General features: G+C 65.5%; 5 protein-coding genes. 2 read left to right on the forward strand and 3 right to left on the reverse strand.

The features are described 5' to 3' along the window. Both E8E68_RS11565 and E8E68_RS11570 read left to right on the forward strand, forming a co-directional pair. A partial coding sequence (locus E8E68_RS11565; RefSeq protein WP_280341484.1) for an amino acid adenylation domain-containing protein occupies positions 1-2569 on the forward strand: 2569 nt, incomplete at its 5' end. Positions 2570-2654: 85 nt separating this feature from the next. Beyond that, entirely contained in the window at positions 2655-3485 is an 831-nt protein-coding gene (locus tag E8E68_RS11570; protein WP_280341495.1) for a formylglycine-generating enzyme family protein, read from the forward strand. Positions 3486-3542: 57 nt separating this feature from the next. On the opposite strand, the gene E8E68_RS11575 is transcribed toward E8E68_RS11570, so the two are convergent. The 3 genes from E8E68_RS11575 to E8E68_RS11585 all read right to left on the reverse strand — a co-directional run. Further along, positions 3543-6035, reverse strand: coding sequence for a TonB-dependent siderophore receptor (locus E8E68_RS11575; protein ID WP_280341487.1), 2493 nt, complete (start codon positions 6033-6035; stop codon positions 3543-3545). Between the two features lie 554 nt (positions 6036-6589). Next, complete coding sequence (locus tag E8E68_RS11580) at positions 6590-9769, reverse strand: amino acid adenylation domain-containing protein (protein WP_280341489.1); 3180 nt, start codon at positions 9767-9769, stop codon at positions 6590-6592. Beyond that, the coding region (locus E8E68_RS11585) for an amino acid adenylation domain-containing protein (protein WP_280341492.1) at positions 9766-13958 on the reverse strand (4193 nt) is incomplete at its 5' end. The genes E8E68_RS11580 and E8E68_RS11585, both read right to left, overlap by 4 nt.

The raw sequence follows: 13958 nt of genomic DNA on the forward strand, positions 1-13958 counted from the left end.
GCGCCTGGTCGACGACGGGGTCGGGCCTGACGTGCTGGTCGGCCTGGCCGCCGAGCGCTCGCTGGACATGGTCGTTGGCATCTTCGCCATTCTCAAGGCTGGCGGTGCCTATGTGCCGCTGGACCCGGCCTACCCGGCCGACCGTTTGGCTTACATGATCGAAGACAGCGGCCTGCAGCGCGTGCTGGCCCAGCCCCAGGTGCTGGCCAGCCTGCCGGTGCCGGCAGGCGTGCGCGTGCTCAGCCTGGAAAGCAACGATGACAGCAGCCAGGCCGACCCGCTGGCCTGCTCGCCGGTCACCGTCAGCCCGGACAACCTCGCCTACGTGATCTACACCTCCGGTTCCACCGGCAAGCCCAAGGGCGTGCTGCTGCCGCAGCGCAACGTGCTGCGCCTGTTCACGGCCACCGACGCCGACTTCCGCTTCGGCAGCGACGACGTGTGGAGCCTGTTCCACTCCTATGCCTTCGACTTCTCGGTGTGGGAAATCTTCGGCGCCCTGCTGTACGGCGGGCGCCTGGTGATCGTGCCGCAGCACACCAGCCGCTCGCCCGAGGCCTTCTACCAGCTGCTGGCCGACGAGCAGGTCACGGTGCTGAACCAGACCCCGTCGGCGTTCAAGCAACTGATGGCAGTGGCCACCACGGCCGAGCCGCAGCGGCCATTGGCATTGCGCAGCGTGGTGTTCGGGGGCGAGGCGCTGGACGTCAACAGCCTGGCACCGTGGTTCGAGCGCTTCGGCGACCGCCAGCCGCAGCTGGTGAACATGTACGGCATCACCGAAACCACCGTGCATGTCAGCTACCGGCCGCTGTCGCTGGCTGACCTGGGCAAGGCGGCCAGCAGCCCGATGGGCGTGCCGATCCCCGACCTGTCCTGGTATGTGCTCGACGGCGACCTGAACCCGGTAGCCAAAGGCTGCATCGGCGAGCTGTACGTCGGCCGCGCCGGCCTGGCGCGCGGCTACCTCAAGCGCAGCGACCTGAGCGCCACGCGCTTCGTGCCGGACCCGTTCGGTGCCCCTGGCGGGCGCCTGTACCGCACCGGTGACCTGGCGCGCTACCACGCCGACGGGGTGATCGAATACGCCGGGCGCATCGACCACCAGGTGAAGATCCGCGGCTTCCGCATCGAGCTGGGTGAGATCGAAGCCCGCCTGCAGGCGCAACCACAAGTGCGCGAGGCCCTGGTGCTGGCCCAGGAAGGCGCGACCGGCCAGCAGCTGGTGGCCTACCTGATCCCCGCTGCCGAGGTAGCGCTGGAGCAGCAGGCCGGGCTGCGTGCGCAGCTGCGCGAACAGTTGAAGGAAGCGCTGCCGGACTACATGGTCCCGGCGCACCTGCTGCTGCTCGACCGGTGGCCGCTGACAGCCAACGGCAAGCTCGACCGCAAGGCCCTGCCCAAGGCCGATGCCAGCCTGTTGCAACAGGCCTACAATGCCCCCCAGGGCACGCTGGAACAGGCCTTGGCCACGTTGTGGCAAACCGCGCTAAACGTCGAACGTATCAGCCGCGACGATCACTTCTTCGAACTGGGTGGCCACTCGTTGCTGGCCATCCAGCTGCTGGCCAGCATCAAGCAGGAACTGGGCCTGGCAGTGCGTATCCAGGACCTGCTCGCCTACCCCCGCATCGACCTGTTGGCTGCACATCTGGGCCGTGAGCATGCAGGTGCGAGCCCGTGCATCGTGCCCCTCAACCGCCCGGCCACACCGCTGCCTGCATTGTTCTGTATCCACCCCAGCGGCGGCATGGTCTTCAGCTATCAGCCACTGGCCAGGTGCCTGGAGCCGCAGGCTTGCGTCTACGGCGTGCAGCACCGGGGCGGCAGCCCGGCGCCGGCCGAACGGCAGGGCTGGCAAGCGATGATCACCGACTACACCGCACAGATCCGCCAGGCACAACCGTCCGGGCCATACCGCCTGATGGGCTGGTCCCTGGGCGGCAGCATTGCCTGGGACATCGCCCGGCAGCTGGAACAGGCCGGCTGCGAGGTCGCATTCCTGGGGCTGGTCGACAGCACCCTGCCCGAGGCGCAGTCAAGCCGCGCCGCGTTCCCCCAGCACACCCCTCGCCCAGCCCGCCACAGCGATGCACCGGGCCAGCGCGAGCTGCAAGACACCGTCGAGCTGTTCGGGCTGTTGTTCCCGCAGGCCAAACAGGCCGCCGCCGAGCAGCTGCACGCCAACCCTACTCAGGACGTCAAGGCGTTCTACCAGTGGGCCACGGCGCACCTGGCTGACGCTGGCAGCGATGTCCAGGGCGTGCTGGCCAGTGCCAAGGCCCAGATCATGAATGCCCAGGCGTTCGACATCCACGATCAGCTGGAAGCGAGCTTCGCCGATTTCACCCTCGCGCCGCTCAGGGTCAAGCCCAGCTGCTGGTGGTCGCAGGTGCACAAGAGCGCAGCACACATTCACGCCGCCGAGCAGGTCATTCGCCAGTTCTGCGCAGGGGGTGAGCTGGACGTTTCGCTGCACTCACCCTACCCACACGAAACCATGATGCTGGAGCAGCCCCTGATCGACTCGTTCATCGAGGCGTTCGGCCGTAGCTGCCCGGCACCCTGAATACCCCGTCACACCTGCCAAAAAGGAAACGTTCGCCATGAAGTGCGCCCCCTACACCGTCACCGGCCTGGCCCTTGCCCTGGCCATGGCGGCCTGCCCGCTACTCGCCCAGGCTGCCGGCAAGACCCCGGGCGAGGTCTTCCAGGATTGCAAGGCCGGCTGCCCGGAAATGGTCGTGCTGCCTGCGGGCAGTTTCGTCATGGGCACGCCGGATGACGAACCGGGCAAGCAGCCCGACGAAGGCCCGCAACATACCGTGACCTTCGCCAAACCCTTCGCCATCAGCCGTTTCCAGGTCACCGCTGGCGAGCTGGATGCCTATATCAAGGAAACCGGCGTGGTCATCAAGGACGGTGACAAACGCCCAGGGCGCCTGTGCCAGGCCAGCAAGCCTCGCTACCAGCAAGGGCCGCGCCAGCCGGCAGTGTGCGTCGATTACTACGATGTGCAGGCCTATGCGCAGTGGCTGAGCAAGAAAACCGGCCACACTTACCGCATGCTCAGCGAGGCCGAACGCGAGTACGCGGCACGGGCCGGCTCCACCGGGCCGTTCCCCTTCCCGTTCGATGAAGAAGGCGACTACCAGATCAGCAAGCACGCCAATACCTACGGCCCCAAGGACGGCTACAGCTACACCTCACCGGTAGGCAGCTACCCGCCCAATGCCTTTGGCGTCTATGACATGCACGGTAACGTGTATGAATGGGTCGCCGACTGCTACCACAAGGACTACGTCGGCGCGCCCAGCGATGGCAGCGCCTGGATGGAGGCCGACGGCGGGCTTTGCCAGGCGGCGCACATGCGCGGTAATGACTGGGGTGAAGCGCCGATCTTCTCGCGTTCGGGCAATCGCAATGATCGCGAACGCACGGTACGTGGCGACTTCCTGGGCTTTCGTGTAGCGCGGGAGCTGTGACCTGGCGCAGGCCATCTGGGCGGGGTACCCGCCAAGATGGCCTGCGTGGCCCCAGGTTCAGAACTGTGGGGTGTATTTGACCGAGAACATGAAGTTGCGAGGGTCGCCGTAGTAGTTGTTGGCACTGACCGCAGCATACGACGGGATGTAGTACACCTTGTCGAAGATGTTGTTGAAGTTGACCGCCAGGCTGACTTCGTCGCTGACCTTGTAACCAAGGCGCGCATTCCAGATGGTGAAGCCGGGCGAATCGAATTTGCGGTCGTAGGCAACGGTGCTGCTCTGGCTGTTGAAACCGCCGCCGACACTGAAGCGGCTGAAGTCACCAGGCAGGGTGTAGTCCGTCCACACCTTCACCGAGTGTTTCGGCGTCCAGGTGGAGAAGATCTTGCCCTCGTAGGTGTTGTCCTTGAGGAACTTGGTGGTGTTGTAGACATAGCTGGCCGACGCTTGCAGGCCCGGCAGCACCTCACCGCTGATCTCCGCTTCAAGGCCTTGGCTACGCACTTTGCCAGACGCTGCCGAGCAGTTGGAGCCGCCACACAACGATTCGGTGTTCAGAATCGGCACCGCGCGGTTTTCATGGTCATAGCGGAACAGCGCGACGCTGGTATTGACCCGGCCGTCGTTGAGCTCGCCCTTCAAGCCCAGCTCGTAGTTGCTACCTGTGATCGGCTCGATCGTGGAGCCGCCCACGCCAATGGCACTCTGCGGGATGAAGACGTCGGCATAGCTGGCGTAGGCCGACCATTGCGGCGTCAATTCGTACACCAGGCCCGCGTAAGGGGTGACGACACCGTTGTTGGCCTTGGAGGCCGGGCTGTCGTACTGATGGACGCCGGCCTGATAGACCTGGGAATCGTAATCGTAGGAGTACCAGCTGGTACGCCCGCCCAGGATCAAGGTCAGCGGGTCGGTCAGCTTGACGCGCCAAGTACCGTAGATACCTTTCTGCACGATCGTGTACTGGCTGTCGGTTCGCGTGCCACGGGCCGCCAGGCTGTCGTAGTTCTCGAAGGGCAAGTGGTTGTCGAGATCGAAAATGTTCGCCCCGGCGCTGCGCACCACCGCCATGGTGTTGTCGCTGGTGAAGCGTGAGTAGTTACCGCCGAAGACCACTTCCTGGTCGAAGCCAAAACCGTTGAAGTCGCCATCGACGAACATGTCCAGGCCGCGGCTGTGGGAGTTGAAATCAGTGGCATAGCGCCAGTCGTACAACCCGGACCCATCGTTGGCCAGGCCGGTCGGCGCTACCACGTAGGCGTAGGTCATTTCGTTGCGCTCGTTGATCGCCACCGCCGCGGTCTTGAACTTCCAGTGGTCGTTGAAGCGGTGCTCGAGGTCGACATACAACGCCAGCTGCTCGGTCATGCCGCGGTTCCAGTCGGAGCCGGTGAAGGTCGAACGCGACAAGCCTACATCCCGGCCATCACTGAAGCGCGGCAAACCCGCGACCATGGGCGTGAAACGCGTCTTGCGATCACTGATGCCGACACCGAGGGTGGTGTCTTCAGACAGGTCGAAGTCCAGCGCACCGTAGACCTTCTGCTCCCAGCCACCCACATAGTCGATGAAAGAGTTGCGCGTATCGTAGTCGACCACGGCACGCCCACGGATGTTGCCCGCCTCGTTCAGCGGGCCGCCAACGTCAACCTGGGTGGCATAGTGGTCCCAGGAACCGGCCTGGGCGGTCAGGGTGACTGTCGGCTTGGCCTGGCCGCGCTTGCGCACGAAGTTGATCGCGCCACCGGGGCTGTTGGCCCCTTGCAGCAGCGCAGCGCCGCCACGCAGCAGTTCGACACGGTCATAGAATGCCGTGGGTTCCGTCAGGTAGCTGCCCAGCGCGTAGATGCCACGGGTCATGGGCACGCCATCGTACTGCAGCGAGTCGATCTCAAAGCCGCGCGAGGTGATGAAGCCGCCGGTACCCGGGCTTTTGGCGAAGGTCATGCCCGGCGCGTTGGCCAACAGCGTCGGCAAGTCGGTGATGTTCTGGTCATCCATGCGCTTGCGGGTCATCACCGTCACGCTCTGCGGAATGTCCTTGAGCTTGTGTTCGCTCTTGCCGATGGTGACGCCACCGGTGGTATACGAGTTGCTGCCTTCGGTGGTCACGCCCAGGGTGTTGCCCGTGATGTTGGTGGCGCCCAGTTCCAGCGCCGAGGACGCTGCCCGCTCACGCCGCACCAGGGTCAGGGTATTGCCGTCCAGACTGTAGCTGACCGGCAGGCCGCGCAACAGTTGCGCCACTGCCGCGTCGACGGTGTAGCTGCCGCGCACTTCGTTGCCACGCAGGTCGGCCATTTCCGAGGCGTTGTAGATGAACTGCACATCGGCCTGCTCGCCAAGCGCACGCAAAGCGTTGGGCAGCGACTGGGCGGCGATGTCGAAGCTGACACCCTGAGCCCAGACCTGGGCGGCCACGGGCAGCATCAATGCAGCGCCCAGCACCCCTTTGCCGAGCAACGCCCGTGATGAGCGGGCGCCGATGGAGCGGGACATGCAGAGCGCCTTGACCAATGGTTTGAACTCGAAAAATCCTGCTGGCATGGTATTTCTCTATTTATATCGTGTAATGAAATCGTCCCGCGCCTGCCAACGGCCCACTGGGCCGATCTGCCCATCCTCCCCCGGGCAGATCCCGCGACAGGCGCCTGACACGCAATTCAGAACGGCTGGCCACGCGTGGCTTTCAGCGCGCTCCTACATAAGACGCATGACCGTTGAAAATCCAGAATGAGAATTTTTTGCATTAGTATCCAGCAACGGGATTCACCGCGATCGAGCGCCGCCCGCGCGGCGCTTCGCGGGGCAAGCCCGCTCCCACATCTGTTTTGGGCCAATTATTCCTGTGCCTTTGGCGCGCGAACCCTGGGTGCATGGCTGGAAATTGGTGAAGACCTGGGGCGCAGCCGATATCGAATGGAACAAACAAGGCGGCCAGCGGTGAACTCACAAGCGTGATTGGCCCGAAACAGACAGTGGGAGCGGGCTTGCCCCGCGAAGCGCCGCGCGGGCGGCGCTCGATCTCACAGGCCCTCAGCATCTCAAGGCAAGCACCTGTGGGCCCTAACCGTTTAACTGGCCGCCCCTGGGGGTGATGCTCAGCGGCTCTTTTCCAGCAGCCGGGCTTTTTCTTCGGGGCTCATGCTGTCGAGCCGCAAACGGGCCTGGGCCAGCTTGAGCAACTGGCCAGGGTTGGCTTCGCGTTCGCGCAGCGCCTGGGCAAGGGTAGCAACCGTAGGGTGGTCGAAAATGACACCCGGATTGATGTCGCACTGCAGCGACTTGCGGATACCGGCCGCCAGCTTGATGACCAGCAGCGAATGCCCGCCCAGCGCGAAAAAGTCCTGCTCGATACCTACCTGCTCCAGCCCCAGCAGTTGCGCCATACGCTGTGCAATCACGGTTTCCAGTGCATCACGCGGGGCCTGCAAGCCCGCCGCAGGTTCACTGCCCACTTGCCGCAACGCTTGCCGGTCGAGCTTGCCGTTACCCAGGCGCGGCAGACGCGGCAGCGCCTGCAGGGTACGCGGCAACATCACCGCCGGCAGTTGCCGGGCAAGGTGCTCGCGGATCGCGTCAAGGGCAGCCGGCGTGGCCTCGTCGCGCAAGCCGACGTAGGCACTCAGCGTTTCGCCGTCGCACACCACCGCTGCCTCGACCACCTGAGGGGCGCCCGACAGCTGCGCCTCGATCTCGGCCAGCTCGATGCGAAAGCCGCGTATCTTCACCTGATGGTCGCGCCGCCCCTGCAGCTCGATGGCACCGTCCGGGCGATAGCGCGCCAGGTCGCCGGTGCGGTAAAGCTGCTCGCCTGCCACGAACGGGCTCTCGACGAAAGCCGGCTGGTCACCCTGCACCTCTTGCAGGTAACCGCGGCACACCTGCTGCCCACCAATGTACAGTTCGCCCAGCACGCCGGTGACCGCCAACTGCATGTGTTGATCCAGCACATAGACCTGGTTGTTAGGCAATACCTGCGACAACCCGAGGGTGCCTGTGGGCACCGCCCGCACCGGGTGCACCATGACCCCGACCGTGGTTTCGGTCGGGCCATAATGGTTGAACAGTCGGCAGTCCGGGCGAATCTGCAACAGGCGCTGCAGCAACGTCGCATTCGGGGCTTCGCCACCCAGGATGACCGTTGCCGGCAACACCGGTGCCTTCGACTCCAGCAACGCGCTCAGGTGCGACGGCACGATCTTCAGGCAGTCGATTGCCTGCTGCTCGATGTACGCAGCGAACAGTTCGGCATCCTTCATCACCTCGTCGGCAGCTACGTGCAGTGTCGCGCCCACATGCAAGGCAGCGAACAGCGTGGTATGGCCAAGGTCGGCCGACACGGTCGAGCCGAAGGCAAAGTGACGGCAGTGCTCCAGCGCCAGCGTGTGGCACACGCCTGCGGTGTAGTTCAGCAGTTGCCGGTGCTCGATCACCACCCCTTTTGGGGTGCCTGTCGAGCCCGAGGTGAACAGGACATAGGCGGCATCGGTGGCGCTGGCTGCATGCGGTTGCAGCGGTGCAGTGTCAACCGCCAGCGGGTACAGGCTGTCAAGGCTCAGCGCCGCTATGCCCTGCTCACGCAGGCTGGCCATCGCTGACGGTTCGACCAGCACCTGCGTCGCCCCGGCCTGTGTCATCAGGCGCACCTGCCGGGCAACGGGCCAGTGCGGCTCAAGCGCCAGGTAGGCCGCGCCGACGCGCCAACTGGCCAACATCGCCACGACCCAGTCCAGCGAGCGCGGCAGCGCCAGTGCCAGCACCGCCCCGGGTTGCACGCCGGCCTGCTGCAGCGCCAGCGCCAGGCGCTGCACAGCCTGCTCCAGCTGGGCATAACTCAGGCCCGAGTCCCCCGCGACCAGCGCCAGCGCGTCGGGGGTGTCGATTGCCCACTGGCTGATCCGTGCCGCCAGCGACGCCGCACCCAGTGGTTGCGGCGCAGGGTTGATCGACAACAGGCGCTGGCGCTCCGCTTCACCCAGCAGGTTCAACTGCCGCAGCGGGCGGTCCGGTGCCTGGGCGATGCTGCGCAGCAATTCAATGTACTGCTCCAGCAGGCCTTGCATGCCGCGGGCACTATAGCGCCCGGCCAGGTAATCCAGGCTCACGGTAATCGGTTGGTCAGCACCCGCCGCAGGGCAAATGCGCAGCTGCAGCTCGATGCCCGCCGGCAGGCGTGGCGCCAGTAGTTCGCCCTGCCAGCACAGCCCGCCAGCAACCTGCGGCGCCAGCGCCGGAGTAGTGGAAAACGCCACGGTCGGCACGGCTGTGGGTACCCATTCCGGTACCCAGTACTCCTGCCACGTCACATGCTGCTCCAGCAGTGCCGCCAGCGTTGCCAGATGCTCGCCGAAAGTGGCTTGTTCAGCCCACTGCAGGTACACCGGCAAGCACTTGCTGAATGACCCCGCACTGGCTGCGAAGTAGTCATAATCCTGTCGCGCATCGTGCTGCCAGGCGCCCAACAACCGGTTGCTATCGCCAAGCCGGCCGAGCAAGCCCCACCACGCCGCCTGCAGCAGGGTATCCAGGCTGACCTGACGGGCTGCGGCCAACTGCTGCAACTGCCCCTGCAACCCCAGCGGCAGGCTGACCTGGTGATGCGCCTGGTGTGTCGCTGGCTGGTCCTGACGGTAGGCTGGCCACGGCGCGCTCATGCCCTGCGCCGTTGGCATCAGGTGCCCTTGCCAGTAGCCGCGGGCTGCCGCTGCATCCTCATCCTGGGCTACCTCGGCACGCCACTCCAGGTACTGGCCGAAGGCTTCGGGCAGGTCTTCATCCAGCCCGCTTGGCGTGTTGTCATACAGGGCCAACAGGTCCCGGTACAGCATGGCCATGCCAGCCCCATCGCAAGCGAAGCCCGCCACGCCCAGCCACAACTGCCAGTGCCCGGCATCGGCGGCAGGTACCAGCAAGGCCTGTGCAGCTGGCAGCTGGTCGATGTCGAAGCGCTGCTGCAGCCAAGGCTCAAGCAGTGCCGCCCCCTGCGCATCGGCCTGCACCGCCAACTGAAGGGCTGGCTGGCGAGCACCGATGAACTGGCGCAGGCCACGGTATCCCGAAGCAGTGCCCAGGCGCCCGGCCAATATCGGGTGGCGCTCGACCAGGCGCCCAAGTGCCTGGCTCAGGCGTGCCTGGTCCGGCCTGCCCTGAATGCAGACCTTCAGCAACGTCGCGGCCTGTGACCAGCCCGGGCAGGCGGGCAAGGCGTCGAGCCAGTGTTGCTGGTCGACGGTCAGGGCAAAACCGATATCCTCGGCCTGGTCTACGTAACTGTTCATTCCTCGACCTCCTCGGTCGCCATCACTTGCATGGCCGCAGCCGCCTCCAGCGCGGCCCGGTCGAACATGTCGCCCATCGCCACGACGATCTTGCGCGGCCCCTCGTACGGGTCACGGGCATGCGCCGCCAGCATGTTGTCGACCAGGATCACGTCGCCTTTCTGCCATTGGAACCGCACGGCACAGGCTTCATACAGCTCGCCGATCAGTTGCATGTCCTGGTCGGGGATCGGCGAACCATCGCCGAAGTACACATGCCGTGGCATGCGCTCCAGGCCGAACATGGCCAGCAGGTCTTCGCGTGCATCGGGCTCCAGCCAATAGATGTGGTGCAACTGCACCTGGTTGAAGAACGAACGTGCGCCGGTGATCGGGTGCGTGATGATTGCCGGGCAGCGGGTGCGGGTCTGCAACTCGTCGTTGTCCAGCCAGCGCCATTCGATGCCAGCGGCACGGCAACGGGCCTCGACCTCGGCGCGGTCATCGGTGCGGAAGAAATGCTGCCATGGCACATCGAGCTTGTCGGCGAACGTGCGCACGTAAAGCAGCCCTTGGTCCTCGAGGGTCTGCCGCAGCGCCTGCGGCAGCCTTTCGTACATCAGGCGGCAGTCGACCACCGGGGTGGCACCGCCGACCGGCGAAGGCTGCTCGCAATAGAACATCTGCTTGCGCGGCCAGCTGTCCTGGTGCGCACTCTCGTTATGGAACAGGATCATTTTCTTTTCCGGATACGGCGTGGAGCGGTAGGTGTTCTTGCCCCCCTCCTTCTTCGGCAGGTCACCGTATTGGCCGTAAAGCCCCGGCTGTACAGCTTCAGCGAATGCTTCGAACCCCTGGATGCCATCCAGGGCAAAGCCGCGGAACAGGATCCCGGCATGCTCGCCCAGCTTGCGTTCGACCAGCGGCCGGTTGTTACGCACCCACTCGATCAGGTCGATCGATGCATCGCCCGGCTCGACGAGCAACGGGAACAGCTGGCCTGGCACCAGCAGCGACTCGCGCACCGCCGCCCGTGGCGGTGCAGCTGCAGTGGCGCCGGCAGAGCGCTTGAGGAATTTGCCCAGCTTGTCGGCCTTGCTGGCCGGGGCGCTTACCGGTGTGCTGCCGGCCAGGCCGCCACCCTGTAATGGAACGTTCATCGCTTGCCACCTCGTATCCTGAACACTGACGATTTGTTCGAGCATCGCGATCCATGCGCTGACGAGTCGCTGGATATGCTCTTGCCTGAAAAGCGTTGTCGCAAACTGCCAGTTGCCACTGAGCTGCCCGGCCTCCTGTTCGATGAACAGGGCCATGTCGAACTTCGAATACAGCGCCGGGGCGGGCAGCGCCTGCACGGTAATGTCGGCCAGGGCTTCGCTGCGTAGGGGCAGGTTGTTCATCACGAACAGCACCTGCACCAGCGGGTTCATGCCGCGCACCCGCGGGGCGCCATGGGCCTCGACGATCATGTCGAACGGCAGGTCCTGATGCTCCAGGGCCGCGAGCAAGGTGCGCTGGGTGCCCTGCACGAAGTCACCGAAGGCCAGCCCATCGCTCACTCTGGATCGCAGCGGCAACACATTGACGAAGAAGCCGATCAGGCCTTCCAGTTCGCTGTGCTGGCGGCCTGCGGTGTCGGCCCCGACCAGTACGTCGTGAGCACCGCTGGTCTGGTGCATCAACCACTGGAACGCTGCCAGCAGCGTGCTGTACAGGGTCACCCCGGCCTTGGCCGCGAACTGGCCAAGCGCATCGGTCAATGCCGGCGACAGGCTGAAGTCCACCGCACCGCCGGCATGGGAGGCCTGATCGCTGCGCGGCTGCTCCAGTGGCAGCTCAAGGCGGCCGGTATGGCCGGCCAAGGCCTGCTGCCAGTAGCTTGCCTGGCGCTGCAGCTCACCCGCCTGCTCGAGGGCCTGCTGCCACAAGGCAAAGTCTGAATACTGCAGCGGTAACGGCGCCAGAAGGTGGGTCTGCCCTGGGGCGCTGTGACGGTAGATGTCAACCAGGTCGCGGACCAGCACGCCCATCGACCAGCCATCGGAGATGATGTGGTGCATGGCGAAGAACAGCACATGTTCCTGGTCTGCCAGGCGCGCCAGACGGCAGCGCAACAACGGCGCATGCTCCAGTGCAATCGGTGTGCTGGCGTTGGCCAGGGTGGCTTCGGCAATGCACCGTTGCTGCTCCTGCGGGCTGAACCCGGACCAGTCGTCGAGGGCGATATCCACCTCGATCCGGTCGGCAATCAGCGCCAGCGGATCACCCTCGTCATCCTGCACGTAGGCCGTACGCAACACTTCATGTCGCTGCGCCAGCGCGTTCAGGCTGTTGCGCAACACCTCGACCTGCAGCGGCCCTTGCAGGCGCAGGGCCAATGGCATGCCGTAGGCAGCACTGCCCCCGGACAATTGTTCGGCAACCCACAAGCGCCGCTGCATCAACGACAACGGTGCGGTGGCTTTTTCGCCATGGGCCAATAGCTCGACACCGTGCGCGGTCGCAGCCTTGCCAGCGCCGCCGAGCGCTGCCAGCAGGCGCTCCAGCACCGGGTGATCGAACAGGTCACGCAACGTCACTTGCACACCCGGCAGCTTGCGCATCCGCGAGACCGCCTGGGTGGCCAGCAACGAGTGACCACCCAGCTCGAAGAAGTGGTCGCCAAGGCCCACCCGCTCAAGGCCGAGCACCTCCTGCCAGATACCCGCAACGTGCTGCTCGAGCGGGGTTTGCGGCGCCCGGTAGGCCTGCTGCAGGGCGCTGTTGTCGGGCTTGGGCAACGCCTTGCGGTCGAGCTTGCCGTTGGCCGTCACCGGCCAGGCCTGCACCTGCAGGATGTGCGTCGGCACCATGTAGTCCGGCAGGCTGCCCTTGAGCTGTTCGCGAAGGCTGTCACGCAGTTCGGCGGCGTCCACTGCCATGCCCTGCTCTTCGGCCAGTACGTAGGCCACCAGCTGCTGGCCATGGCCGCTGTCCTGGGCCAGCACCACCGCCTCGCGCACCTGCGGGTGCTCCAGCACCCGTGCCTCGATTTCACCCAGTTCGATACGCAGCCCGCGCACCTTCACCTGATGGTCGATGCGCCCGCAGTACTCGATCACCCCGCTGTCGCGGTAGCGCGCCAAATCCCCGGTGCGGTACAGCCGCTGGCCGTGGCTGCCGAACGGGTCGGGCACGAAACGCTCGGCCGTCAGCGACGGGCGACGATGGTAACCACGCGCCAGGCCCTGGCCACCGAGCATCAGCTCGCCCATGGCCACCTGCGGCAGGGCTTCGAACGCCGGGCCAAGGATGTGCGTGTACAGGTTGGCGATCGGCTGGCCGATCGGCACGCTGTCACGCCCCTCGTCGACACAGGTCCAGTGGGTGACGTCGATCGCTGCCTCGGTCGGCCCGTACAGGTTGTGCAGCCGGGCACCGGGCAGGTGGCTGAACACCTGCTGCTGGGTGTCCACCGCCAGCGCCTCGCCGCTGCAGATCACCTGCCGCACGCTGTGGCAGCGCTGCAAGCCCGGCTCGCGGACGAACACCTGCAGCATCGACGGCACGAAGTGCAAGGTGGTGACCTGGTGGCGCTCGATGGTGTCGATCAGCCGCTCCGGCTCGCGATGCTCACCCGGCGCCGCCAGGGCCAGCCGTGCACCGGTCATCAGTGGCCAGAAGAATTCCCACACCGACACGTCGAAGCTGAACGGGGTCTTCTGCAACACCGTGTCCGCACTGTCCAGCGCATACGCCTGCTGCATCCACGCCAGCCGGTTGTACAGCGCCAGGTGGCGGTTGCCGGCGCCTTTCGGCCGCCCGGTCGAGCCGGAGGTGTAGATGACGTAGGCCAGGTTCTCCGGGTGCAGCCGGCACGCCGGCACCTGCCGCGCGTAACCGCCCAGCTCGCCGGGCTGGTCCAGCAGCAGCACCTGCCCGGCAAACGCCGGCAGCTGCTCGCGCAAGTGCGCCTGGGTCAGCAGCAGCTCGATGCCGCTGTCTTCGAACATGTAGGCCAGCCGCTCGGCAGGGTAGTCCGGGTCCAGCGGTACATAGGCGGCGCCGGCTTTAAGGATCGCCAATAGGCCAACGACCATTTCCAGCGAACGCTCGGCGGCGATACCCACCAGGCTTTCCGGGCCGACACCCTGTTCGATCAGCTTGTGCGCCCACTGGCTGGACAGCTCGCTCAACGCCCGGTAGCTCATGCGCTGGTCGCCGAACA

Origin of the sequence: Pseudomonas sp. BN607, assembly GCF_029871175.1 — a bacterium.
In the GTDB taxonomy this organism is placed as follows: domain Bacteria; phylum Pseudomonadota; class Gammaproteobacteria; order Pseudomonadales; family Pseudomonadaceae; genus Aquipseudomonas.

Bases quoted from the DNA above. Each gene is read 5' to 3' on its own strand.
- E8E68_RS11580 (WP_280341489.1), bottom strand. From the start codon at position 9,769: ATGAACAGTTACGTAGACCAGGCCGAGGATATCGGTTTTGCCCTGACC.
- E8E68_RS11570 (WP_280341495.1), top strand. From the start codon at position 2,655: ATGGCGGCCTGCCCGCTACTCGCCCAGGCTGCCGGCAAGACCCCGGGC.
- E8E68_RS11575 (WP_280341487.1), bottom strand. From the start codon at position 6,035: ATGCCAGCAGGATTTTTCGAGTTCAAACCATTGGTCAAGGCGCTCTGC.